The organism is Microbacterium tenebrionis, from assembly GCF_903645325.1.
Lineage (GTDB): Bacteria > Actinomycetota > Actinomycetes > Actinomycetales > Microbacteriaceae > Microbacterium > Microbacterium tenebrionis.
Genome location: NZ_CAHJXQ010000003.1, coordinates 43,426 through 68,919 on the forward strand (window position 1 = coordinate 43,426; position 25,494 = coordinate 68,919).

Here is a 25,494-nt window from a genome sequence, read left to right on the forward strand (position 1 = left end):
AGACGAACGGTGTACCGCGGCCCCGTTCGGAGTAACGTCCGAACCGCTTTACAGTCCGCGCGTTGGCCCCTCCCGTCGCGGATCGGAGCGGCGGGCTTCGTGCTCGAACGGGTCACCGAGTCGCCGTGCCCGCGATGCCGCTTGGCGCTTCGTCTCCTCCTGCTCGGCGCGGGTGGCCTCGATCAAGCTGGCGGCGTCGCCCGTGGGGAGGCTACGGAGTGTCTCCGCCTGAGCGCGGGAAGCAGCGGCCCTGGCACGGGCGTCGTGGGCGTCGCGGTGTGGGCTGACCGTGCTCATGCCGAACTGGGCACGGCGGGCTTGATCGGTCCCGAGTTCCTGGACCAACAACGCTCTCCGCTCGTGCTGGTGTCGCTGGCGTGTTGCCAGGCGCTTGGCACGGGCCGCTTCGACGGCACGGTCGGCGTCACTCACGCGGGGGTCGCTCTCGGCTCGGCGCGCGGCGGCCTGGGTTGCCCAGGCGGGCAGCGATTCGGGGGTGCGGGGCGGCTCGCCCCAGGCGTAGCGTATCTGCGCCGTCACGGTGTGTGTTTGTTCTGTCGCGGCGTGGTGCTCGGTGCGGGCCTTGCGCCTGCCGAACCTCCCCACCGTGGAGAGGCGAGCACTCGCGGCCGCCTCGTTCTTGATAGCGGCGAGGTAGACCGCACCGTCCTGCTCGGCGCGTGCGGTGAGCGGCGCGGTGACCTCGACGCGTACACGCGCGGCGGTGTCCTCAGCCTGGCGAAGTGCCGCGGTGCCCTCGTCGTCCTCGGCTCGGTGCGCGGCGCGTTGGGCATCGAGGCGTGCGGCGATCCGCTCCCACCGTTCTGCCGCCCGTTCCGCGCGTTCGACCTCGTGGTCGAGGCGTGCGAGTTCGTCGGTGACGAGCCTGACGGGGCCGTCCGCGACGAGACCCTGCACTGCCTCGACAGCCTGGGCGGTGGCGTGGTCGAGCCCCCGGTCAGCGGAGTCACGTTCCATCGCCTCTACGAACTGCGCCCGCGCGTTCGTCAGGTCTTCGGCGACGATGTGGAGCTGGTTGATCTGGCGGCCTCGGGTCATGCCGACGTAGACACCTGCCGCACTGGTCGCCTCCGACAGGAGCGTGTGCGAGGCGTCCACGGTTGCGCCTTGGACGCCGTAGGCGGTCGCAGCATAGGACAGATGCGCGTGCTTGCTCACATACTCGGCCGGGAGCATGACCGTGCCCCGGTGCTTGAGGCTGCTGCCGACCTCGCGGGCGTAGACGGTGCCGTCGTCGGTGACGTGCTGGACGATCCATTGCTGCCGGTTCGCCGCCCCCAGGTCGCTGCTGTTCTTCCGCGTCTGGATGAGGTCACCAGCCCCGATAGCCAGCCCATCGCTGCCGGTCACTGTGGTGGTGTCGTCGACCTCGCCGCGCTCGACCCGTCCGGCGCGGATGCGCTCGTTCAACCCGGTGGTTTCGTCGTTGGTGGCGACGGTGATCGACTCGCTGTCCCGAGCATGGATAGTGATGTGCTCACGCGCCCGCTCATCGTCCGTGTGCAGGATGACGAGGTTCATCGCGGCGAGTCGGTCGAACACTGCACCGGGGTTGGCCCGGTCGCGCATCGCCAGCGTCAACGAGGCGTACTCGGCGTCAGCGAAGCGGTGCAGTTCGCTCATGTCGTAGGTACGGCCCCTGATCTGCGCGGCCATGTCGAGCACCCCACCACGTCCAACCGCGGGGAGCTGGGCGCGGTCGCCGACGAGCGCGACCGTCGCGCCCGCCTCGGCGGTGATGGTCAAGAGGGCTCGGGCGGTGTCTTGGTCGAGCATCCCGGCCTCGTCCATGATCACCCGCTCACCCCGGCGCAGCACCGCATCGCGCGGCGGGCCGGTGTAGGTGCTGCCGGTTACAGGGTCGAGGTCGCCTACCGTGAGGCGCGTCCACACGCCGTCGTCGTTCCATCGCCACCCGTGCGCGTGCACGAGCGCTGCAACGCTCGTGGCGGGCACGCCGAGTTCGTCATGGGCGACCTGCGCGGCCCGCAATGTCGGCGCAACAACACGCGCACCTCGGCCGTGCTCGGCTGCAACCTCGATAGCAGTACGGAGCATCGTGGTCTTCCCACTGCCTGCGGCTCCTTCCACGATCACCAGCGGGTCGGTCGACGCGACCGCGGCGGCGGCGACCGCCTGCCCGGCGTCGAGTCCGGCGGCTTGCGTGGCTTGGGTCACGTCGGGGTGTCCCGGCTCCCGCTCCGGCGTCGCGGCGGTGAGTTGATCGCGCAGTGCGGTCTCGGCAGCGATCACGTTCAGGCTGGTCAGGTGCGCCACGTGCTTTGGCGTCGGCGCGCCTGGCGGCAGGATGGAGAAGCAATCCTCTGTGGCGAGGTTGGTGGCCAGGTCGATGAGCTCCCGCAACTCCACGGGAGTTGCTTGCACGCTCGCCTCGGTGATGATCCTCGTGACGTGCTCCTGCACGGTGTGGGGTGTCCAGGACGATGCGGCAGCGGCGCAGCGATCCAGCGCACGACTGGCGACCTCCTGCACCGTCAGGTCATCCACCGATACCGCCGGGTGCGCGGCACGACGGTTGAGGTTGTCGGGGTCGTATCCGGCCTCTACGAGTTCCTGCCGCCACCACTGCTCGTCTTTGAGGTCGGTGGGCTTCTTCCCGGGCCGCTGGAACGCCCACGCGGCATCCTGCATCCTCGCCGTCAGCGCCGGACCGGGAGTCTCGCTGGGATGCTCCGCCTCCCACTCGGCCACCATCCGGTTGAGGTTCCGCTTGATCTGCGCCGACCGCTTCGACATCACAGCGTTGAACGGCTCCAGCTCGGTCACCTCACCGGACACCGGATCTAGCGTCAACCCGTGATCTGCGAGCGTGGCGGCGAGCTGGGGGTGCGCGGCGATCACCGCGGTGCCGAGAGCGCGGATCGCGCCCTGCTGCTTGAACAGGGCCGCGGTGGTCAGCGCCCGCCACTTCCCGCCCGCCCACACCCTCGTGCCGATCTGGAAGTGGATATGCCGGTGCGGATCACCCGCCCGGCTCGTCTTGTGGGTGATCGCGACGGTCTGCATGTGCTCGACCGGCAGGACTTCCTGCGCACCGCGCGGCCCGGCCAGGGTGACCGAATGCTGGCCGAGGAACCGTTGAATCTCCTGCGCTGCGTCCCGCTGCGCGGCGTCCAGCGCCTCCGACACCGCGGGGTGCAGGGCGGCGGCGACCGACAGGGACTTGGGGGCGTTAATCGTCATCTCGGCAAACAACGGCGATCCCTTCCGCACCGCACCGGGCTTGCGTGGGACACCCATCGACTCACCCGTTTCCGGGTTGATCCAGTCCACCCACCCCTCGTACTCGTCAGCGGTCAGTGAGCGGGTGGCGGTGACCTCGCCGGTGGAGTCGATCACGGCGTACTCGGCTACGGCGTTGTCCGCGCCGAGGTAGTACTCGTCGGCGCGGGAACGGTCAGCCTCGACATACCGGCGCGCGGCAGCACCGCTGCCGCGGAACAGGAGCACGCCGCCCTTCATCCTGGCCTCCCTCATGAGTGGTCTCATGAGGGAGGTGTGCACCACGGCACCGCCGTAAAATGCGTGCATCACTGTGGGGGCGATGCGTTGGGGCGACAGAGAAGCAGTGATCCCGGAGAGGTTCAGCGGCGAGGGCAGGGGTCTCGGAGGAGGAACTCCTGTGTGCTTAGTGACGGGCAGAGATGTGGCCGTGGAGGAAGGCGCGGACGCCAGCATCGGAGAGCCGGTGTAGTTCCGCTACGGGGAGTGGGATGGCCCCGTGGTAGGTGCGGGTGGTGATGTCTCCGGCGATGAGCTGCACCAGGTGGACGGCGGCGAGGTCAGCGTCAGTCACGGTCAGGTGTCCGGCCGTGGCGATGCGGCTGAGGTGTTCGGCGATCTCTTTACGTACACGGAGCGGACCGACTTCTTGCCAGGCTCGGAGTGTGGTCTCGGCGATGTGTCCGGCATCTGCATGAATCTGTCGCACCAGCGCGAAGTGCGGAGCATGCTCAGGTGCGGGAGACGCCCACACACGTCCGAACTCGATCAGGTCGTCTTCGATGTCCACGATCTTGCCCAGGTAGCGACGTACGGTCGCGATCTGCTCATCTGCGGTGCGTCTGGCGCTGTCAACGATCACTGCCTCGAAGAGGGCAGCCTTGTCGCCGAACTGGTTGTAGATCGTCCGTGTTGACACTCCTGCTCTCCGAGCGATGGTGTCGATGCTCGCACGGGTGTATCCGTCCTCGGCGAACACCAGCAGTGCGCCGTCGAGAAGCGCACGCCGTTTGTCGACACGGGTGCTCCTCGGTGGGCGCTCCTTGGGGTCAGCGCTGTCCTGTCCTCGGCTCATGCCCCTCACCCTACTACAACGATGCTTGTACTGACTGCAATGATCGTTGTACCTTGGAGGGGCGGGTCGGCGCGCGACGCGCACGAACGAGACGGAGGGAACCAGATGATCAGAGTCGCAATCGTGATAGCGAGCACTCGACCGGGGAGGCGAGGAGATCAGGTCGCCAGATGGGTGCATGAGCAGGCCGCCGCCCGCACCTCGCAGGATGCCGGGGTCGAGTACGCCGTGGTCGACCTCGCCGAGGTGGGTCTGCCGTTGCTCGATGAGCCGGTTCCCGCGGCTATCGGTGATTACCGAAACGATCACACCCGCCGATGGGCCGACCTCATCGCTTCATTCGACGGGTTCATTTTCGTGGTGCCCGAATACAACCACGCCATCCCCGCGGCTTTGAAGAACGCGATCGACTATCTCTTCGCCGAGTGGCATGACAAGGCCGCGGCCTTCGTCAGTTACGGGCTTAACGGAGGGGTTCGTGCGGTGGAGCAGCTGCGTATGACGCTCGCCGAGGTCAAGGTCGCCTGTGTGCGCAGCCAGGTCGCGTTGGCGCTCTTTACCGATTTCACCATCACTGACATGACTGAGCCGGGCACCTTTGCCCCGGCGGAGCATCATCTGCCGACACTGGAGCGGATGCTCGGCGAGCTGATCGAGTGGACTCGCGCAATGGCTACGCTCCGCCAACCGGCGGGTACGACCTCTCTTGCGCAACGATGACGCGAGGCATCATGGCCGACACCGCAACCAGCATCCGAGCGACACCGCGTGGTGCAGTGACGCTCACTGTTGTGCTGCTGGGCTTCCTCGCGCTTCCGATGTCGATGTCTGGTGCTGGAGTTGCTGTGCCTCGAATCGGCTCCGACCTAGACGCTAGCGGACCGGCAGCACAGTGGGTCGTCACCGCCTACTTCCTGACCGCTTCATCCTTCATGCTCGTGGCCGGGTCTCTCGGTGACGCGATCGGCAGACGACGCATCTACCGCGCCGGTGCTATCGCATACACCCTCGGATGCGTTGGTGCCGCGCTCGCCCCAAACATCGCCGTCCTGCTGGCTGCCAGAGTGCTGACCGGGCTCGGAGCAGCAGGCGTGATGGCAGGTGGCGGGGCCATCCTCGGAGCGACATTCACAGGCGCAGCCCGCGCTCGGGCGTTCGCGGCGATGGGCACCATTTCCGGTCTCGGCCTCGCCCTCGGCCCGTCGCTCTCCGGCTGGCTGGTGGATGGGCTGGGCTGGCGACTCGGGTTCGGCGCGTTCGTCCTGCCCGGTCTCATCCTGATCGCCGGAACTCTGTTGATGCACGAGACCCGCGCGGAGACGACTCCGCGCATCGACGTCGCGGGTGCGGCCGCGTTCATCGCGGGGCTTGCTGCCCTCATGGTTGCCGTCACGCAGGGCTCCTCACTCGGCTGGACGTCTCCCGCCGTCCTCCTCCTGTTGGCCTGCGTGGCACTCCTGCTGACTGCCTTCGTGGTCATCGAGCGTCGCGCCGCCAATCCGATCCTCAACCTCGCGTTGCTGCGCCGTCGGGGGTTCATGGGGTGGCTGCTGGCCGCGATAACCATGTCCGCCGGTTTCGGTGGTGTCTTGAACTTCCTACCCAGTTATCTCCAAGACCCGGTTGGATTGACTGCCGCGAACGCCGGGCTGGTCCTGATGTTGCCGACCCTGCCGATGATGATCATGCCCGCCGTGGGCGGCTGGCTCGTCAGCAAGGGCACCTCGCCGGTGCTGGTCATCACTGCCGCGCTGCTCGCAATCGCCGGAGGCAATGCCTTGCTCGCGACCTTGCACCCGGCCACTACACCGCTCGACCTGGCGTGGCCCCTGGTGTTGCTTGGTGCGGGTGTCGGTCTGGCGTCGGGGATCATCGACGCCCAGGCGATGAACGAAGTCAGCGAGAAGCAGGTCGGGATGGCTGCGGGGATGCTCAACACCGTCCGCGGCACCTCCAACGCTCTTGTCCTCGGTCTCTTCGGTTCAGCGCTCATCACGATCCTGACTGGAAAGATCGGCTCCGCAGAACTCGCAGGACAGGTCGCCACGGGCAACCTCCCGAACACGGCGGATGCAGAGTTCTTGGCCTGGCAACTCACCGACACTTGGCGAATCGTCCTGATCGCACTTGCGATTCTGTGCGTCGTTGCCGCCATCGCCACCAACGCACTCGTACGCCGTCCGCGCCATAGATGAGCGCGACGATCGGCCTGACTATGCCCTGGACTCGACACGAGCGGCTTCGACAACGCTGCCGCTTTCGAGGCCGCAGACACGTCGGCACTGAGTTCAATGCGGCAGGCTTCGGTCGGCACTCATCAGCGGGCCTCGGTGCTACGAGATTGCCCTACCCAACTGTTCATGCACAGCTCGCGCGCTGCCCAGGATCGCCGCCTTGATATGACGCACGCGGCGCGCTTGCTAACCGGCGGCTGGTGTAGGGGCGTGCTGACGAGACGTCCCGGTATGGGTGCTGGTGGCGCACCTCCCTTCTGGGAGGCGTCACCGTGGACGAGCACACTTCACCCGCCAGCGACGATGCTGCGGGACCGGCTGGCCCGGCCAGCCACGGATTCCAGAGCCCCGAGGGACTACGTGCCCTGTTGATCCGCTTGCATGAAGCCGGGCCTGGTGCCTGGCGGGGCGACCGTGAAGCGGCGGAGCTAATGCGATACACGGCAGTGAGGTATCGGCGGCTGGCTCGCAGATACGGGATGGATGCCTGGGAGGTCGCTTCGATGGCGTTCGAGGTCATGCTCGCCCCCTCAACGCGCAACGCGGGGAATCCGTGGGCTGTTGTCACCCACGCCGTGCAGATCACCTGTCTCGCGGAGGCTCGTGCTGCCGGGCTGTTGGTGGCGACCAGCAAGGCCCGCCGCACGCCCAGGATCGCCGGATTCCACGACGCCGTTCGGTTCGCTGAACGAGAGGGCCTGACCGACTACCATCCCGCGTTCGCCGTCGCTGCCGACAATGACGACCCGGAGCCCGGCGAGGACGACGGGCAACTCACCGCCGTGCTGTCGGAAGTGGTGGGGTTGTTCGTCTCGGCGGGCTGGGATGCCGCGCTCGTGGCCGACTGCGTGGTGCATGTCGCCTATCGGCTGGCCGATCTGCCTTCGAGGTCCCGTGCAGTGGAGGTGCTGCGCCGCGACCGCACCGTGCCGGTCCTGCTGGGCCTGCCGCCACGGTCTTGGACCGCGTTGCTGCGGATCGTGTTGGGGCATCCCGCCGCGAAGCACTCCGGCACACCGACCGGCGACGGCCTACTGCTGCGCCTGCTCAGCGGCGAACTACCGGACCGCCTGCGTGACGACGACACTCTGAGAGACGCGATCCGCGCCGCCAACCCCAACCCGACGCCTGAACCGTGAACCTCGTCAGAGCACACTCTCTGGGTGGCGTCGAGGGGCCCCGTCATCCACGAGAACCAACATGTAGCAGATTGATCACTCCATGACCGCTATATGTAGTGGTTTCGAGTGCGCACCTGTCAGGTATGACGACCACAGCAGCGCACAGCACCCCCGAAACTTCTCTGACGCCCTCGGCTCGTGAGCGGCGGGGCCGGACCCCGAGCGGGCTGCCGCCGGGTTTCGATGTCGTGGCGTGGACGATGGAGGCGTGTGAGCGTTCCGCGGTGCCGGTCGGGGTCACCGATCCGGTGACACTGGCCAAGCTCCGCATCCTCACCCGCCCCGAGAACTGACCCTCCACACGCGAGCACCGCCGTCCTTCCTGCCAGGGTGGCGGCGCTCTCGCCCGGGGCGGGTCAGGCTTTGAAGGTGAGTTCCACCCGTTCGGGCCGGAACCTCGCCCCGCGCTTACCGGGCTCTGCGGGTTTGACGGTGAGGGTGTCGATCAGGGCGGCGATGATCGCGCGCTTCTGCGGGATCGACCACTCCACCTCCCACGCCGCCCGCAACGCTTCCTCGTCGCCGATGGGGATGCCCTTCAATGCCGAAGACTTCGCGCTACGACCCAGCACGAGTTCGGCGTTGCTGATGGTCGCGGTGGCGGCGGTCTTGGCGGCGTGCAGTTCGGTGCGGGAGAGCAGGCCCGCGCCGTAGTCGCGGGCCATGTCCTCCATGCGCTGACGGGCGGCGGTGATCTGTTCCATCGCCGCCGACACCCCCGCATCGGCGCCCGGTGCAGTGGTGGGAAGTGTGGTCGCGGCCAGGCGCGCGATCATGGCCTCGCTCACCAGGGTTTCGATGCCGTGCGCGGACACGACGAGCCCGCCACGCTCGGGCCTGCCGGGCAGGGGTAGGCAGCGGTAGAAGCGGCGCTTCCCGATTGAGGTCTCGCCCCGGTGCAGGCCGGAGGAGACGAGGGTGTTGCCGCACTTGGCGCAGGTGATCAGCCCCGCCAGCAGGCTCTTGGATGAGCGGCCCACCCGCCGGTCGGGGTGGTTGAACACCGCCCGGATACGCGCCGTCTCTTCCGGGGTGATGATCGCTTCCCAGTTCCCCGGCCCGAGAATCGCCCGGTCACGGCGTTCCCACGTCGCCGTCGTCTTCGATGCTGGTTCGTAGGCGCGTTGCCCCGAAATCCTGGCCGAGCACAGGATCGAGCCGACCGTGCTCTCGTGCCACACGTTCAACCGGCTCTTGCCCTTCGACGGCGGCACCGGCCCGCCCTCGCGGTTGAGCCACCGGGTGATCTGCCGCACCGACTGGCCCGCGAGGAACCGGTCGGCCATCTCCCGGATCACCGCGGCCTCCTCCGGGATCAGGACCCCGCCGACGCCGTACCCGTACTTCGCCCCGCCATGCCAGTCGCCTCGCTCGGCCTTCTGCTGATTCGCACGGCGGATGCGGTCTGCTTTGTGCCCGGACTCGTAGGAGGCGATCGCCACGAGCTGCCTGGCCATCAACCGGCCTTCGTGGGTGTTCAGATCGAACGCGCCGCCCTTGACCGTCTCGATGCGGATCGGATGGGCTTCCACGAGGTCGATGAGGTCTTCCAGCTCGCGCGGGCGACGGTAGAGGCGATCCACATGCCACGCCACAATCCGCGACGGCCCCAGCTTCACGCGTTCGAGGAGGTCGAGATAGCCGGGGCGCTTCTTGCCCGAGTAGGCGGAGATGTCGTTGTCCATGAACACCGCCGGATCGGTGATCCCGAGCCGGACGCACAGCTCCAGGCAGTCCTGGCGCTGCCGCTCGACTCCGGCCTCCGCGCCGGTACGATCCTCACTGATACGCAGGTACACCACCACCTGCTCCACACCGCTGCTGCTTGCTGCTGTGCCGCCCATGACGACCTCCCCTTGTCGCCTGGTAGGTACGCCGGTCAAACCCGACACGTCGACAAGACCACCGCGCTACGCGCCTTGCATCGGGCATGGACGGCAGCGCACGGCCAAGACTCCGTGATCGGCCTCGCGCCCTCGGCGGCCGCCGCCGAAGTCCTCGGAGACTCGCTCGGCGTTCGGGCCGAGAACACAGCCAAGTTCCTCCATGAACACCATCACGGGCGCTGGAACCTGGAGTCCGGGCAGCTCGTGCTCGTGGATGAGTCCTCCCTCGCCGGAACGCTCGCGCTGGATCGGATCGCCGCGCACGCGGCGGAGGTCGGGGCCAAGGTCGTGCTCATCGGGGACTGGGCGCAACTGTCCGCCGTGGAGACGGGCGGGGCGTTCGGGACACTCGTGCGCGACCGCCACCAGGTGCCCGAACTCACCGACGTGCGCCGCTTCGCCCACGACTGGGAGAAGACCGCGAGCCTCGGCCTGCGCCACGGACGACCCGACGCACTCAAGAGTTACAACGGGCAAGGCCGGCTGATTGAGGATGACGCCGAGACGATGCAGGATGCGATCTACACGGCGTGGCGTGCCGACCGCGATGCCGGGCTGAGGACGCTGATGATCGCGGGCACCGGCGAGATGGTCGCCGAACTGAACGAGCGCGCCCGCGCCGACCTCCTCACCGCTGGTCGCGTCGAAGCCGAAGGGGTCCGGCTGCATGACGGCACCACTGCCGGGGTCGGTGATCTGGTCGTCACCCGGCTCAACGACCGCCGCCTGACCACCGGCAGGACGTGGGTCAAGAATGGTGACCGCTGGCAGGTCACCCACCGCTACGAGGACGGCTCTCTTGCGGTGCGTCGCCTCGGCAAAGGCGACCAGCCACGCGGCAAAGCACTCGTGCTACCCGCGAAGTACGTCCGCGAAGAACTCGAACTCGGCTATGCCAGCACCGTCCACCGCGCCCAAGGAGCCAGCGTCGACACCGCGCACGCGCTCGTCGATCCGGAGAAGGCGGCGCGGGAGTTGTTCTACGTCGCCATGACGCGAGGCAAGCACCGCAACCACGCCTACGTCATCGTGCCCGACCCGCACGAGGTCGAACCCCACCTCGACCAGCGGGGGCCGCTGACGATTCTCGACCGCCTCGCCGAAGTCCTGGGGCGCAGCGACGCTGACCTGTCGGCGACCGAGACGCTGAAACTCGAGGTCGACCGCCACACCTCGCTGTCCACGCTGATGGACGAGTACGACGTGCTCGCCCGCGAAACCCAGATCGACCGCTGGGCGACCCTGCTCGATGTCGCACCCTTCGCCGAGGACGTGGCCGACGACGTGTTCACCAGCCCCTACTACGAACGCCTCGAAGCAGCACTCGCCCGACACGAAGCCGCCGGACATCTCGCCTCCGTCGCACTCAACGCCCTCGCGCCACGACTGACACCCGGCGACGAGCAGACCGACCCGGCTGCGCAGTTGGCGACCATGCTCGACCAGGCGACCGGCCAACTGTCACCGGGCAAGAACCGTAGGCGTCGGGTCGCTGGGCTCATCGCCACTCCAGCCCGGCCCATCCCCGACGACATGCAGACGGCGCTTGATGAACGCCAAGCACTCATCGAAGCCCGCGCCCGGCGACTCGTGAACGACGCTGAGCAAGCCGGGGCCGCGTGGCTCTTGCCGCTCGGCAAGCCTCCCTCTGTGTCGAGAGCGCGAGCACAGTGGCAGACCGAGGCGGCCACCATTGCGCTGTACCGACACCGCTACGACATCGGCGGCTCGTCACCGTTGGGCGACGCCAAGAGCATCCGCACCCCCGAACAAGCCGCTGAACGCCGTGCGGCGCAGGCCGCTCTCGTCCGGCTCCGGCAGCTCAGCACACGCACCGCCAGTTCCCAGCGCCCGAGCATCGACCAAGCACCCCGTCTCTAGCTGGTGCTCGGTTCTTCCTGCGCGCGGGAGTGCTTCTCTCGTAAGCTGGTGCTATGTGACCGTGCTCGCGAGGAGGAGTCCCATGTTGACCGAAGAGGACGCCTCCGGAAGAGGTTCCCCACAGCTCTCAGACCCATGCGTACCTGGCGTGACTATTCGCATCGACGACGGAGCAGGGCGGTGAATGAAGTGAGCGACGCCCAGTCATCTACCGACGACGGTCCGCGCGGAGCACGCTGGGTTCGTGCGGCTCTACAGGTGAACCCCTACGGATACATTGGCAACCCCTCGCCGTCCAAGACCTTCGTTGATGAGGCGACCTACAACGCGGCGCTGATCGCTGAACTCAAAGCTCAGCAGATCGAGCTGATCGCTATCACAGACCATTGGAACGCGAGTAGTGCGTCTCAGCTAATCGTCGACGCGGAAGCAGCAGGCATCGTCGCGCTTCCTGGCTTCGAGGCGAACACCTCTGAAGGCATCCACCTGCTGGTGATATTCGAGCGTGGCACCGCGGTTGAGCAGGTCACTGCAGCAATCGGCGCCTGTGGGCTGACGCCTGGCGCGGCAAAGGGCACTACGAAGAAGTCATACGGCGACATTCTGACGGACATGTGTGCCCAAGGCGCACTAGTAGTCCCAGCACATGCCAATGTTGCAAACGCCGGGCTACTGAGTCGAGCCAAAGGCGATACTCTCGCCGAGATGGTGAAGCACCCTGACCTGCTCGCCATTGGCATCACTCCATCCGCAGCCCCGCTTGGCGACCAAGCCAAGATCCTCAAGGGCGTCAAGCCCTACGATCGACCACACTCACTCGTCGCCGTCCATGCGGATGACGTCTCCGACCCTGCGACGCTGGCCTCTGCTGGTGCGAGCACTTGGTTCAAGATGAGTAGTCCGAGTTTGCTTGGACTACGCCACGCAGTGAAGACCCCGGAGACACGGGTTAGCACGGTCGATCCGGCATCGACGTCACGTGTGCTGCTCCGCGAGATTTCATGGGATGGCGGCTACCTCGACGGTCAGAAGATCCATCTTGCCGAGGATCTCACCGCTCTCATTGGTGGTCGGGGCACCGGCAAGTCCACCGCTATCGAGAGTCTTCGCTACGTGCTGGAGATTTCGCCCATCGGCCAAGCATCAAGCGATGACCACAAAGACATGGTCAAGAATGTGCTCGGCGCTGGAACGGTCGTCTCGCTCGTTGTAGACGTCGTAACACCGAGTCCCGCACGTTTCACAATCGAGCGCACCATCAACAGTCCGGCGATCGTCCGTGACTCCAGCGGTACGCAAACGAATCAACGACCACGCGATATCGTCGGAAACCTCGAAATCTTCGGCCAGCACGAACTCGCCGAACTGGCTCAAGACAAAGACCTCATGGCGGAACTCGTCGCGAGAGTGGCCGGGAAACCAGCATCGCCCGCCGAACGAGACCAGCTTCTGAAAGACCTGGCCGACAACCGGGACGCACTCGCGAAACATGAGCGGGATCGCGAAGCGCTGGAAAACGAACTCGCAGACATCCCTCGCCTCACCGAAAGCATGGAAGCGTTCGAGAAGACCGACCTTGCTGCGAAGCTCGACCAGAAGACACGGCTAGACAAGGACGAGGCGGTTCTCACCGAGGTGTCTGAGCGGGTCCAACAGGTTGAGGACCTCATCAGCGGTTGGGGGCTTGAGCCTCTGGCCGAAGAGCTTCGCGCAGAGCTCGTTGATGTCGATGACTCGCCACGTAAAGGCACGCTACAGAAACTCGCGCCGGCGCTCGACACGCTCGCCAAGGCGCTGGAACAGGCCGCGACAACGGCACGTTCCGCCGTGGACGACGCGAAGAAAAAGGTCGAAGCGACCGCACAGGCTTGGAAGGACGGCACCAAGACCGAGAGCGATGGCGTCGCGGCAGTCCTGCGCGAGTTAGTCGAACAGGGACACAAGCCCGACGAGTACCTAACCTTGCAGTCAAACCTGATTCGACTTAAGAAGCGAGCAGAGAAGCGGGCCACCTTCGATAAGGAGAAAAAGAAGCTCCTCGAAGCACGAACCAAGCTGCTCCGCCAGCTCTCCGATATCGATAAGAAGACCGCGTCCGATCTGAAGAAGGCAATCAAAGCGTCAAACGAAGCAACTACCGGCGCTGTCATAGTGAAGCCCATCGCCTCACCAGATCGAAGCCAAATAAAGGCGGTGATCTCTAACCACTTCTCGACCCAGCGCGGTCAGGTATTCGCGGCAATCGATCAAGATGACTTCAGCGTCGGAGCATTCGCAGCGGCAGTGCGATCAGGCCTAGATGCCATCTCCGCATTCGGCATCACCGGAGCTCAAGCAAAAGCCATCGTCGACTGCGGAGAACCTTTGTTCCGAGAGTTCGAAGAGCAGACCGTTGGATTAGCTGTGGAGGTACAGCTGAACGTCGCTGTCAAAGGTCAATCAGCGGCCTGGCGTCGGCTTGAAGACCTGTCGAAAGGGCAGCGAGCAACTGCCCTCCTCCTGCTCCTGCTCGGAGCCTCTATGAGCCCTCTGGTCATCGACCAACCCGAGGACGACCTAGACAACCGATTTGTCTACGACGGAGTTGTCCAGAAGCTGCGATCATTGAAGGGAACCCGGCAGTTGATCGTTAGCACGCACAACGCCAACGTTCCCGTTCTTGGAGACGCCGAGTTGGTCGTGACACTCGAAGCTGATGGCCAGCACGGGCGAACAGTAGCCGACGGCGTCGGATCGCTCGACGACCCGAAGGTCCGAAAGTACGCGGAAGACCTGCTTGAAGGCGGACGTGCTGCGTTCGACGCACGTAAACGTCTTTACGATTTCTGATTGCGCATGCCAACCTCATCAGTGCTCGCTGCCAAGACAGCATCATGACGGATCAACCCGAGCCTTCGAGACACCAGGAAGTCAGTGCGGTCGCGCAGCAGATGCTCGCGCTGGGCGAATCGGGCCGCTACGAGTTCAAGCGCGACGTTGACGCCGTGACAGTCGGGCTCCTTGCCGCGCTCGCCAACTGGGTCGCCGCCGATCCAACCCGCGAGGTTGCCCACCTTCTCGTCGGTGTCGATGAGGTTGAGGACAAGACCACCGGGCTCGTGCACGGACAGCCCTTCGGACTACCCAAGGGGCTCGACAAGGCCGTGTCCCGCATCCAAGACGTGGCGAGCAAGACACGACCGATCCCGGTCGAAGTCTTCATCGTGGAGGAGGGCGTAGCCGAGCCAATCCCGTTCATCCGAGTAGAAGTGCGTCCGACGATGCCGCCACACTTCGATGACCAGGGCCGTCGCCAGACCCGGCAAGGCCGGTCCACGCGCGCGCTGACAGACGAAGAGTTGCTGCGCATCTACCTGGACCGCGAAGCGGGTAGTTTTGCTCTGCACTTCCGGCAAGTCAGCGAAGAACTGCGTTCCGCGGTCGGTGCCGTGGGCAGCCAAGTCGACCAGATCGCGGAGGGGATCGAGAAGAACGTCGCGACACCAATCATGGCGCTCACCAGCACCACCCACGACGCTGCAGAAGCCGCAGAGTCCGCCTCGTCTTCCGCCGACTCCGCTGCCTCCTCAGCCGACACCGTCTCCTACGAAGTCGAGCATGTGCAGCGGCTCGTTCGCGAGCTTCAGGAAATCGTCGAGGACATCCAGAACGACTCCACTCAGAACCTGGCGTACAGAGTGATACGGCTACGGCGGAAAGTCTGGTGGAACTTCACCGTCGATACCTGGGAGCACAAGTCCAAGAGGGCGGATCAGTTGCAGGCCCGGCTCCGTGATCTTCTCTCCGGCGATGTATCTCTCGATGCCGACCGCAACACCTGGGAGCTGCGGGTCTGGCAAGACCTACTCAAGGACCGTCGCGCGCAACGCGGTGAGCGGGGCACGCAGAAGTGGTGGGATGCAGCGATCCGAGAAGTCGTCTCGTTCATGGAGAACCCCGCGTACGCCGCGCCTGATCTGCCAGACCTTCGTGCGGCACTGAAGGCCGATCTCGACCATGAGATCGACAACCCCGAGAGTGCGACGAACCTATTCCGCGGGCTCTTGGAAAACTCATAGGCGCTCACCTGAAGCGGAGCGCTCACTCACCGGGGCTTCGCCTGTGACCATCACAGCAAGTCCTTGGTGTGCGTCCACACCGTCATCCGATGCACACCGAACTGCCGTGAGATAGACACCACGCTCTCGCCGTTCGCGCGGGCAGTTCGAATAGCGTCCACTTGGCTCTCCGTCAGGGGTGTTCTAGCCCGTCTCCTAGGGTTCGCCACGACGCCCGGCTCGCCCTCGGTGTCACCGTGCGGCGCGTCCTCGAAACCGAGTTTCGCCCGATTCCACGCGGAACTGAGCCGCTCGAATTTCTGCCAGGTGTTCGGTTTGAGTCCACCGGCGTCCACCTCTTCGGATCCTCAGGACTCCTCGTGCGTGCGCGGATCCGCGTCGAACAGACGGCCGTCCGGGCGCCCCAGCGCGCTGATCGCCTCGACCTCCGCGTCGTCCAGCACGACGGATGCCGCGGCGAGGTTCGCCTTCTGGTGCTCGAGTGACGACGCCTTCGGGATCGCGACGCTACCCCGTGCCACATGCCAGGCGAGGACTGCCTGAGCGGGGGCGATGTCGTGTGCGCGTGCGACCTCGACGATCACCGCCTCGTCGAGCAGCGCCTTCGCCCGACCGATCGGACTCCACGCCTCGGTGATGATGCCGTGCTCGCGGTGATACTCCAGCTGCTCGGCCTGCGGGAAGTACGGGTGCAGCTCGATCTGGTTGACGACCGGCAGCACGCCCGTCTCGCGCTCGAGGCGCTCCAAGTGCTCGGGGAGGAAGTTCGACACGCCGATCTGGCGCACGGTGCCGCGCTCCCGGGCCTCGACGAGAGCGGCCCACGCCTGGACGTACTCGTCCTGGATCGGGTTCGGCCAGTGGATCAGGTGCAGGTCCGTCGCGTCGAGGCCGAGACGGAAGCGGCTCTCCTCGATGCTCCAGCGCGCCTTCTCGGACGGGTGGTGGCGCCCTGGCAGCTTGGTCGTGACGATCACCTCGGCACGATCGGTGGCGGCATCCGCGACGCCGCGTCCCACCGTGCCCTCGTTCTCATAGTTGAAGGCGGAGTCGACCAGTCGGTACCCGGCGTCGATGCCCGCCGCGATCGCCGCCGCCCCGGCGTCGCCGTTGAGCCTGTAGGTGCCGAGTCCGATCGCCGGAAGGGTGAAGCCGTTGTGCGCGGTGCGAAGGGGGAGAGCGGTCATCCTCACAGCGTACGGCCCCCGTCCGCACTGGGCATGTCCGCACTGGGCATGTCCGCACTGGGCTTGTCCGCACGGGGCATGATGGACGCATGCGCTGCCCCTGCACGTCCGGTGACACCTACGACGGATGCTGCGGACCGATCCTGTCCGGCGCGATCGCCGCACCCACAGCCGTCCGCCTGATGCGCTCGCGCTTCACGGCGTTCGCGACCGGCGACGCCGAGCATCTGCTGCGCTCCTGGCATCCCTCGACGAGGCCGGCCGGAATCGATCTCGACCCCGACATCCGCTGGACGCGGCTAGACATCCTCGACACCGTCGCCGGAGGTCCGTTCGACGCGGAGGGGTTCGTGGAGTTCAAAGCGTTCTTCCGCGAGGACGGTGCACCGGGCTCGATGCGCGAGCGGAGCCGCTTCGTCCGGGAGAACAGGACGTGGCTGTACCTGGACGGTAGATTGGACGTGTGAACGCCAGCCCCGAGCACCAGCGCATCCTCCTCGACGTCGCCGAACTCGACCGACGCCTCGAACAGGCCGAGAAGCAGCGGACGACCCCGGCGCAGGGCGCCAGGATCAACGAACTCGCCAAGGAGCGTCAGGAGCAGCTACGCGAGCTCACCGCCCTCACCGGCAGCCGCGACGACATACGCACGGAGCTGACCAGGCTCGAATCCGACGTCAAGGTCACCGAGCAGCGGCGCACGCGCGACACCGAGCGCCTGGCGGCATCCACCAATCCGAAGGACGCGCAGGCGCTCGAGCACGAGCTCGCCAGCCTCGCCCGCCGCATCAGCGACCTCGAGGACTCCGAGCTCGACGTCATGGGACGCCTCGAGGAGGCCGATGCGGCTGTCGCCGCCCAGCAGGCGCTCATCGACACGACCACAGCCGAGGGACAGCAGCTCACCGCGGCGGCGAAGGCGCAGATCGCCGCCGCCACCACCGAGATCGAGCAGCTCACGCGGGATCGCGAGGCCGTGACCGCGGATGTGCCCGCCGACCTCCTGGCCGAGTACACCCGCCGTGCCTCGCGCGGCATCGGCGTCGGACTGCTCCGGCGAGGCACGTGCGAGGGCTGCCGCATGATGCTCTCCGGGACGCACCTGGGCGAGATCCGCCAAGCCGCCGCGGATGCCGTGATCTTGTGCCCGGAGTGCGGCGCGATCCTCGTGCGCACCGACGAATCCGGTCTGTGAGCGGAGAGCCGGCAGCCGATCAGCGGATCCTGCTGGCACGGACAGAGACGGGCCTCGCCGCTGTGCCCCTGGTGGCAGGCGAGCCGGCGACCGAGATCATCGAGCTCGGCGGCGACGGCATCGCCGAGTGGGTCGCGCGGGAGGAGGAGCTCCGGAGTCCGCGGTGGGTCATCCGCAGCGCACGCGACCTCTATCCGCGACTGCTCGCGGCCGGCGTCCGTCTGACGCGCACGCACGATCTGGTTCTGTGTCACGCGATCCTCCGCGACACGGACGTCGTCGCGCGCCCGCTCGCGCCGTCCGAGGACTGGATCCCGCGGCAGCCGGACACGGCGGAGCCGGCCCTGTTCGATGCCGATGAGCGAGGCGGACCGATGCCGATCGCCGAGCTCGTGGCGCAGTACCGGGAGCAGGTGCGGGTGATCGGATCCGATCGGACGGGCCGTCTGGCGCTGCTGTGCGCCGCGGAATCCGCCGGTGGCCTCATCGCCGAGGAGATGCGTGCGGCGGGTCTGCCCTGGGACGCCGACGAGCACGACCGCATCCTCACCGAGGTGCTCGGTGCCCGCCCCGCGGGAGGCGGGATGCCGGCGCACATGCTCGCGCACGCCGAGGCGGTGCGGTTCCATCTGGGCGCCCCCGGCCTGCACCTCGACAGCCATCCGAAGCTCCTGAGAGCCCTGCACCGCGTCGGTGTCAACGTCGAGTCGACGAGCCAGTGGGAGCTCGGCGAGATCTCGCATCCGGTGATCGCCCCGCTGCTGGCCTACAAGAAGCTCTCGCGGCTCATGAGCGCGAACGGCTGGGCGTGGCTGGCCGAATGGGTTCGCGACGGACGCTTCCGCCCCGTCTACATCCCCGGCGGTGTCGTCACCGGACGCTGGGCGTCATCGGGCGGGGGAGCGCTGCAGGTCCCGCGCATCCTGCGTCCGGCCGTCCGCGCCGACACGGGCTGGATGCTCGTCGTCGCCGACGTCGCGCAGCTCGAACCCCGGATGCTCGCGGCGATGTCGTCCGACCGCGCGATGGCGGAGGCCGCGCGGGGGCAGGACCTCTACGCCGGCGTCGTGGCGTCCGGAGCGGTCGCCACCCGTGAAGAGGCCAAGTACGCCGTGCTCGGCGCGATGTACGGCGCGACCACGGGGGACAGCGGCAGGCTCGTGCCGCGCCTGCGCAAGGTCTACCCGCGAGCCATGAACCGCGTCGATGAGGCCGCGCGCATCGGCGAGGACGGCGGCGTCGTCTCGACCTGGCTCGGTCGGTCGTCGCCGCGGCCGGATGCCGGCTGGCAGGCTCAGCAGGCCGCGGCCACAGGTGCCGACACGGAGCCCGCCGACGTGAAGCGCGCCCGGGCCAGAGCTCGTGATCGGGGCCGTTTCACCCGCAACTTCGTCGTCCAGGGAACGGCTGCGGAGTGGGCGCTGATCTGGCTCGCCGAGATCCGGCACCGGCTGCGACAGTTCCCCGATGCGGCCGCGCCGGCGCCGGGATCCGGGCCGTTCGCACGGCAGGCGCACCTGGCGTTCTTCCTGCACGACGAGGTGATCCTGCATGTGCCGCAGGAGCAGGCGGATGCCGCGGCATCCGCTGTGCGCGAGGCCGCGGCCATCGCGACCCGCCGCCTGTTCGGCGACTTCCCGATCGATGTACCCCTCGACCTGAAGATCGTGCGGACCGCCGAGAAGTAGACTGGCAGTGCGAATGGGGCGGCTGGACGGTCGCGTTGCGGGCAACCGCACCGAGGAACGTCCGGGCTCCGCAGGGCAGGACGGTGGGTAACGCCCACCCGGAGTGATCCGCGAGAAAGTGCCACAGAGAGCAGACCGCCTCCGCGCTTCGGCGCGCGAGGTAAGGGTGAAAGGGTGGAGTAAGAGACCACCGGGGGCCGTGGTGACACGGCCTGCCAGGTAAACCTCGTCCGGAGCAAGGTCAGACAGAGGATGATGACGCGGCTCGCCGAGTCCTCGGGTAGACCGCTGGAGCGGCACGGCAACGTGTCGCCGAGAGAGATGGCCGTCGAAGGGACACCCCGAGAGGGGCCCCGGAACAGAACCCGGCGTACAGGCCGCCCCATTCGCACCCACACCGCAAGGCCGCGCCGAGACAGCGTCGAGTCGGCGCAGTCTCGGCGCGGCCTTGCAGGTTCGAGTGTCAGTCGCCTGCCAGGGACGCGGCGCCGATGATGCCCGAGTTGTTGCGGTGGATGGCCGGCACGATCGGAGTCTTCAGATCCAGCAGCGGCAGGAAGTCATCGGCGTTCTTCGAGACGCCGCCGCCGACGACGAACAGGTCGGGGCTGAACAGGAACTCGATGTGCGAATAGAACGCCTGGAGCCGCTCCGCCCACTCGGCCCAACTGAGGCCTTCGCGCTCGCGCGCCGATGTCGCCGCCCACTGCTCGACGGACTCGAACCCGCGGAAGTTGAGGTGCCCGAGCTCGGTGTTGGGAACGAGTATGCCGTCGTAGATGAACGCCGAGCCGATGCCCGTGCCGAGCGTCGTCATCAGCGTCAGGCCGCGGACATCCCGCGCAGCGCCGTGCCGCGCCTCCGCGACGCCGGCCGCGTCGGCGTCGTTGACGAAGACGATGTTGCGCTCAAGGCCGTCGCGGAAGAAGCGCTCGGCGTCGAAGTCCAGCCACTGCTTCGAGACGTTCGCGGCGGACAGCGTCTTACCGCGCTTGACGATCGCCGGGAAGGCGACACCGAGCGGCATCGCGGTCTTGACGTCGAGCTTCTCGAGGACGGTCTTCACGGCCGTGAGCACGTCCTCCGGGGACGCGCCCTCAGGAGTGGGGACGCGCACGCGGTCCGACGCCATCGTGCCGTGCTCGAGGTCGACGATTCCTGCCTTGATGCCTGTGCCGCCGATGTCGACGCCGATCGCTTTTGCCATGGTGAATAGCCTAGCCAGAGCCGGCCGCGCCACTAGGATCGTGACGAAGCCTTTACGAAAGGATTTGCCATGACTCGGGGAGAAGATTCGTACATGTCGAGCGGTGAGCGCAAGTACTGGTACAACACGACCTCGGGCGAGGTCGAATACGGGTACATCTCGCCGTCCGTCGACCGTGTCGGTCCGTTCGACACCGCCGAGGCTGCGGCGAACGCGATGCAGACGCTGCGCGAGCGCTCGGAGGCGTGGGCCGTCGAGGAGCGCCTCGACGACGACTGGCGCAAGGCCACCGATGTGGACGGGAAGTAGCGGCGCTTCATGAGCATGGACAAGCAGCGGGACTTCGTTCTCCGCACCATCGAGGAGCGCGGCGTCAAGTTCGTCCGACTCTGGTTCACCGACGTGATCGGCACGCTCAAGTCGGTGGCGATCGCCCCGGCCGAGGTCGAGGGCGCTTTCGCGGAGGGCATCGGCTTCGACGGCTCGGCGATCGAGGGTCTGACGCGCACGTACGAGTCCGATCTTCTCGCCCAGCCCGACCCGACCACGTTCCAGATCCTGCCGTGGCGGGGCGAGATCGACCCGACCGCGCGCATGTTCTGCGACCTGACCACCCCCGACGGTCAGCCGGCGGTGGCCGACCCCCGCAACGTGCTCAAGCGCACGCTCGCGAAGGCCGCGGATGCCGGGTTCACGTTCTACACGCACCCTGAGATCGAGTTCTACCTGCTGAAGTCGTCCGTCATCGGCCCCGAGGGCCCCGTCCCCGTGGACTCCGCCGGCTACTTCGACAACGTGCCGGGCGGCACGGCGCACGACTTCCGCCGCCGCTCGGTGCGGATGCTCGAGGACCTCGGCATCTCCGTCGAGTACAGCCATCACGAGGGCGGACCCGGCCAGAACGAGATCGACCTCCGCTACGCCGACGCCCTGACGACGGCGGACAACGTCATGACCTTCCGCACCGTGGTCAAGGAGGTCGCCATCGAGCAGGGCGTCTACGCGACGTTCATGCCCAAGCCGATGAGCGACCAGCCGGGCAGCGGCATGCACACGCACATGTCGCTGTTCGAAGGCGACCAGAACGCCTTCTGGGAGGAGGGCGCCCAGTACCAGCTCTCCAAGGTCGGCAGGCACTTCATCGCCGGTCTCCTCCGGCACGCGCACGAGATCTCGGCGGTCACCAACCAGTTCGTGAACTCGTACAAGCGGCTGTGGGGCGGCGACGAGGCGCCGAGCTTCGTCACGTGGGGGCATGCGAACCGCTCCGCGCTCGTCCGAGTGCCGATGTACAAGCCCAACAAGAGCCAGTCGTCGCGCGTCGAATACCGGGCGCTGGATTCAGCGGCGAACCCGTACCTCGCCTACGCTCTGCTGCTCGCGGCAGGACTGAAGGGCATCGAGAACGAGTACGAGCTGCCCGCAGAGGCCGAGAACAACGTGTGGTCGCTCAGCGACGCCGAGCGCCGCGCACTGGGCTACACATCGTTGCCTGCCAGCCTCGACCACGCACTGGAGTTCATGGAGGGCTCCGAGCTCGTCGCCGAGACCCTCGGCGCGCAGGTCTTCAACTACGTGCTGCTGAACAAGCGCAAGGAGTGGGAGGCCTACCGCGGGCAGGTCACGCCTTTCGAACTCAAGAGCAACCTCGAGCTGCTCTGAGAGGATGGCTCGCTCGGAATCGGCACTGTCGCGATCTGCGCTGGCGAGGCTCGGCTTCACCGTGTTGAGCACCGGCGCCGAGGCGATCGGCGAGCTGTCGACGACTCTGGGCGTCGAGCCCGCCGATCTCGTCGACGGTGCAGTCGCCGCTGACCCCGATGCGGCGGTCACCCGGATGCTGCGGGTTGCGCGTCGCGCGACGAGTCCGCTCGCGGGGCTGCTCGCGGACGGGCGCACGCGTCCGATCGCGTGGCGCGTCTTCGGGGCCTCGAACGGTCTGGCCGACTTCTTTCTCCGGCATCCGCATGAGCTCTCGGTGCTCGCGGAGGTCGGTTCGCTCGTGCCCAGTGCGTCCGCGCTCAGCGAACGGATGCTGGCTGCCGTGGGCGCAGCGGACGGGGTCGCATCCTCCGGTGACGAGTCCGCCTGGGTCGCCCTGCGGATCGCCTATCGCCGCGCGATCGCCGAGATCGCGGCCATCGACCTGTGCACCCCGGAGCCGGCGTCCCGGATCGCCGCCATCTCGGCCGCCCTCGCCGATGCCGCGGGCGCAGCGCTCGAGGCGTCGCTGGCCGTGGCCCGCGTCCGGGTGGCCTCGGCCTACCCGGCCGAAGATGTCGCGCTCACGCAGCTGGCGATCATCGGGATGGGCAAAGCCGGCGCGCGCGAGCTCAACTACGTCAGCGACGTGGACGTCATCTTCGTCGGGGGCACCGCCGACGACGACGCCCTCGAGGAGGGCCGCGCGATCGACATCGCGACGCGTCTCGCCCGCGAGACGATCAAGGGCATCTCCGGCATCGAAGTGGAGCCGCCTCTGTGGGAGGTCGACGCGAACCTGCGCCCGGAGGGCAAGCAGGGCGCACTCGTCCGCTCGCTCGGCTCGCACCTGGCCTATTACGACCGATGGGCGAAGAGCTGGGAGTTCCAGGCGCTGCTGAAGGCCCGACCGATCGCGGGCGACGAGGCGCTGGGAGCGGCATATCTCGAGGCGGTGCAGCCCAAGATCTGGTCGAGCGCGGCGCGGGAGGACTTCGTCGACAGCGTGCAGCGGATGCGCGAGCGCGTGACCGAGCACGTCGACCCCGAGGATGCCCCGTTCCAGTTGAAACTCGGCATCGGGGGGCTGCGGGACATCGAGTTCACCGTGCAGCTGCTGCAGCTCGTCCACGGTCTGACCGACGAGACGATCCGCACCCGCGGCACGCTCGAGAGCCTGGACGCGCTCGTCGCCGGCGGGTACATCGGCCGGGCGGACGCCGCGACGTTCGCGGCCGACTACCGCACGCTGCGTCTCATGGAGCACCGGGCTCAATTGAAGGACCTCACGCGCACGCACCTGATGCCGCGCACGCCGGAGGGGCAGCGGGAGCTCGCGCGTGCCACGGGCCTGGCCGACACGGCAGAGGGCATCTGGAGCGTGTGGGAGCAGGTGCGCCGTGAAGTCCGCGACATCCACACCCGGCTGTTCTACCGACCGCTGCTCAGCGCCGTGGCCGCCCTGCCGGAGGGGGAGAGGACCCTGTCGACCGAGCAGGCGCACGACCGCCTCGCCGCGATCGGCTTCCGTGATCCCGCCGGCGCACTGCGGCACATCGGGGCGCTCACGTCAGGGATCAGCCGCAAGGTCACGATCCAGCGGCATCTCATGCCGGTCATGGTCCGCTGGTTCGCCGACGGCAGCGACCCCGACTACGGGCTGCTCGCGTTCCGGCGCATCAGCGAGCGTCTGGGCGACACGTCGTGGTTCCTGCGGATGCTGCGCGACTCTGCCGGAGCAGCCGAGAGCCTCACCATGCTGCTGTCCTCTTCGCGGTACATCGGAGAGCTCCTCGAGGGCATCCCCGAGTCGGTCGCCTGGCTGGACAGCACCGATCGGCTGCGGCCCAGGAGCCCGGAGAAGCTCGATGAGGAGGCACGGGCGATCCAGACCAGGCACGCCTCGGTGACCTCGGCCCTGAAGGCGGTGCGGGCACTGCGCCGGCGCGAGCTGCTGCGGACCGCGATGGGTGGCGTCCTCGACGTGATCACGATCGAAGAAGTCGCCGCGGCGCTCACATCCATCACCGAGGTGACGATCCAGGCGGCGCTTCGAGCCGTGCGCCGCGAGGTCGTCCCGCCCGAGGACGACGCGTTCGAGTTCGCGATCATCGGCATGGGCCGGTTCGGCGGCGCCGAGCTCGGATTCGGGTCGGATGCCGACATCCTGTTCGTGTACGACGCCGCGGGGGTCGCGCCCGAGCGGGCGCAGCAGTTCGCGACGCAGATCGTCGCAGGGCTCCGCGAGCACCTCACCGACAACCGTGTGCCGCTCGACCTGGACGCGGATCTGCGGCCGGAGGGCCGGAGCGGACCCGTCGTGCGCTCTCTGGGCGCGTACACGGAGTACTACCGCCGGTGGTGTCGTGGGAGGCCCAGGCGCTCCTGCGTGCGCGAGGGGTCGCCGGCAGCGAAGGACTCATCGCGCGGTTCATGGCCATGGCGGACAGCATCCGATATCCCGCCGAGGTCGACGAACAGGGCGTGCGCGAGATCAAGCGCATCAAGGCACGCGTCGAGGGCGAGCGCCTGCCGCAGGGGGCCGATCCGCATCGGCACCTCAAGCTCGGTCCCGGTGGCCTGAGCGATGTGGAGTGGCTCGTGCAGCTCATCCAGCTGCAGCACGCGCACAGTGTTCCCCCGCTGCGCACGACATCCACCTTCGGCGCTCTGGCGGCCTCCGTCGCTGCGGGGCTCATCGACGAGACGGACGCGGAACTGCTGCGCGAGGCCTGGCGGCTCGCGTCCCGACTGCGCTCGGCCATCACGCTGCAGACGGGACGGACGAGCGACGTACTGCCCTGGGACCGGCGGGAGCTCGATGCGCTCGGACGGCTGCTCGGCTACCCGGAGCGCTCGGCGAGTGCCGTGGAGGAGGACTATCTCGGGACGACGCGCCGTGCGCGCCGTGTCTTCGAGCAGTTGTTCTACGGTTGA

Annotated in this window: 18 protein-coding genes, 1 other RNA gene and 1 pseudogene; 14 read left to right on the forward strand and 6 right to left on the reverse strand. The window is 67.3% G+C overall.

The genetic code is table 11. The features are described from left to right. Positions 1–48 precede the first annotated feature (48 nt). Complete coding sequence (gene mobF, locus HWX58_RS06395) at positions 49–3,519, reverse strand: MobF family relaxase (protein WP_175986199.1); 3,471 nt, start codon at positions 3,517–3,519, stop codon at positions 49–51. A 151-nt stretch (positions 3,520–3,670) separates the two neighbouring features. Next, positions 3,671–4,339, reverse strand: a complete 669-nt coding sequence (locus HWX58_RS06400; RefSeq protein WP_175986200.1) for a TetR/AcrR family transcriptional regulator — start codon at positions 4,337–4,339, stop codon at positions 3,671–3,673. Between the two features lie 105 nt (positions 4,340–4,444). Between HWX58_RS06400 and HWX58_RS06405 the strand changes: the two genes are divergently transcribed. From HWX58_RS06405 to HWX58_RS06420, 4 genes are all read left to right on the forward strand, one after another. Next, positions 4,445–5,059, forward strand: a complete 615-nt coding sequence (locus tag HWX58_RS06405) for an NADPH-dependent FMN reductase (protein ID WP_175986201.1) — start codon at positions 4,445–4,447, stop codon at positions 5,057–5,059. 71 nt (positions 5,060–5,130) lie between these two features. Beyond that, positions 5,131–6,534, forward strand: coding sequence for an MFS transporter (locus tag HWX58_RS06410; RefSeq protein WP_175986202.1), 1,404 nt, complete (start codon positions 5,131–5,133; stop codon positions 6,532–6,534). Between the two features lie 518 nt (positions 6,535–7,052). After that, complete coding sequence (locus HWX58_RS06415; RefSeq protein ID WP_250646130.1) at positions 7,053–7,712, forward strand: exopolyphosphatase; 660 nt, start codon at positions 7,053–7,055, stop codon at positions 7,710–7,712. Between the two features lie 125 nt (positions 7,713–7,837). Further along, positions 7,838–8,047, forward strand: coding sequence for a hypothetical protein (locus HWX58_RS06420; RefSeq protein ID WP_175986204.1), 210 nt, complete (start codon positions 7,838–7,840; stop codon positions 8,045–8,047). 63 nt (positions 8,048–8,110) lie between these two features. Here HWX58_RS06420 and HWX58_RS06425 read toward each other — a convergent pair whose 3' ends face one another. Continuing rightward, a complete protein-coding gene (locus HWX58_RS06425) occupies positions 8,111–9,598 on the reverse strand; it encodes a recombinase family protein (protein ID WP_175986205.1) in 1,488 nt (495 codons plus the stop codon). A 12-nt stretch (positions 9,599–9,610) separates the two neighbouring features. Here HWX58_RS06425 and HWX58_RS06430 point away from each other — a divergent pair, with 12 nt between their 5' ends. The 3 genes from HWX58_RS06430 to HWX58_RS06440 all read left to right on the forward strand — a co-directional run bounded on the left by HWX58_RS06430 (position 9,611) and on the right by HWX58_RS06440 (position 15,579). Then, a complete protein-coding gene (locus HWX58_RS06430) occupies positions 9,611–11,521 on the forward strand; it encodes an ATP-dependent DNA helicase (RefSeq protein WP_284690600.1) in 1,911 nt (636 codons plus the stop codon). Positions 11,522–11,701: 180 nt separating this feature from the next. Then, positions 11,702–14,350 (forward strand): TrlF family AAA-like ATPase, encoded by a 2,649-nt coding sequence (locus HWX58_RS06435; RefSeq protein ID WP_175986206.1) that lies wholly within the window; start codon positions 11,702–11,704, stop codon positions 14,348–14,350. Positions 14,351–14,394: 44 nt separating this feature from the next. Next, entirely contained in the window at positions 14,395–15,579 is a 1,185-nt protein-coding gene (locus HWX58_RS06440; RefSeq protein WP_217702957.1) for an AlbA family DNA-binding domain-containing protein, read from the forward strand. Between the two features lie 50 nt (positions 15,580–15,629). Here HWX58_RS06440 and HWX58_RS06445 read toward each other — a convergent pair whose 3' ends face one another. Together HWX58_RS06445 and HWX58_RS06450 are read right to left on the reverse strand one after the other, a co-directional pair. Next, a complete protein-coding gene (locus HWX58_RS06445) occupies positions 15,630–15,914 on the reverse strand; it encodes a helix-turn-helix domain-containing protein (protein WP_175986208.1) in 285 nt (94 codons plus the stop codon). A gap of 12 nt (positions 15,915–15,926) precedes the next feature. Beyond that, entirely contained in the window at positions 15,927–16,766 is an 840-nt protein-coding gene (locus tag HWX58_RS06450; protein ID WP_175986209.1) for an aldo/keto reductase, read from the reverse strand. 89 nt (positions 16,767–16,855) lie between these two features. Here HWX58_RS06450 and HWX58_RS06455 point away from each other — a divergent pair, with 89 nt between their 5' ends. The 4 genes from HWX58_RS06455 to rnpB all read left to right on the forward strand — a co-directional run bounded on the left by HWX58_RS06455 (position 16,856) and on the right by rnpB (position 20,038). Beyond that, entirely contained in the window at positions 16,856–17,233 is a 378-nt protein-coding gene (locus tag HWX58_RS06455) for a YchJ family protein (protein WP_175986210.1), read from the forward strand. Then, positions 17,230–17,961: a zinc ribbon domain-containing protein gene (locus HWX58_RS06460; RefSeq protein WP_175986211.1), complete on the forward strand. Its 732-nt coding sequence runs from the start codon at positions 17,230–17,232 to the stop codon at positions 17,959–17,961. The genes HWX58_RS06455 and HWX58_RS06460 overlap by 4 nt, the downstream gene beginning before the upstream one ends. Next, on the forward strand, positions 17,958–19,649 hold the full coding sequence (locus tag HWX58_RS06465) for a bifunctional 3'-5' exonuclease/DNA polymerase (protein ID WP_250646132.1): 1,692 nt from the start codon (positions 17,958–17,960) through the stop codon (positions 19,647–19,649). The genes HWX58_RS06460 and HWX58_RS06465 overlap by 4 nt, the downstream gene beginning before the upstream one ends. A 14-nt stretch (positions 19,650–19,663) precedes the next feature. Beyond that, positions 19,664–20,038: RNase P RNA component class A (rnpB, locus tag HWX58_RS06470), an RNA gene on the forward strand. Between the two features lie 74 nt (positions 20,039–20,112). On the opposite strand, the gene ppgK is transcribed toward rnpB, so the two are convergent. Then, positions 20,113–20,856: a polyphosphate--glucose phosphotransferase gene (gene ppgK, locus HWX58_RS06475; protein WP_175986213.1), complete on the reverse strand. Its 744-nt coding sequence runs from the start codon at positions 20,854–20,856 to the stop codon at positions 20,113–20,115. A gap of 69 nt (positions 20,857–20,925) precedes the next feature. Here ppgK and HWX58_RS06480 point away from each other — a divergent pair, with 69 nt between their 5' ends. The 3 genes and pseudogenes from HWX58_RS06480 (at position 20,926) to HWX58_RS06490 (ending at position 25,494) form a co-directional block, all read left to right on the forward strand. Continuing rightward, complete coding sequence (locus HWX58_RS06480) at positions 20,926–21,165, forward strand: SPOR domain-containing protein (RefSeq protein WP_250646133.1); 240 nt, start codon at positions 20,926–20,928, stop codon at positions 21,163–21,165. Positions 21,166–21,180: 15 nt separating this feature from the next. Continuing rightward, positions 21,181–22,518: a glutamine synthetase family protein gene (locus HWX58_RS06485; RefSeq protein ID WP_175986584.1), complete on the forward strand. Its 1,338-nt coding sequence runs from the start codon at positions 21,181–21,183 to the stop codon at positions 22,516–22,518. 4 nt (positions 22,519–22,522) lie between these two features. Then, positions 22,523–25,494, forward strand: a pseudogene (locus HWX58_RS06490) (bifunctional [glutamine synthetase] adenylyltransferase/[glutamine synthetase]-adenylyl-L-tyrosine phosphorylase).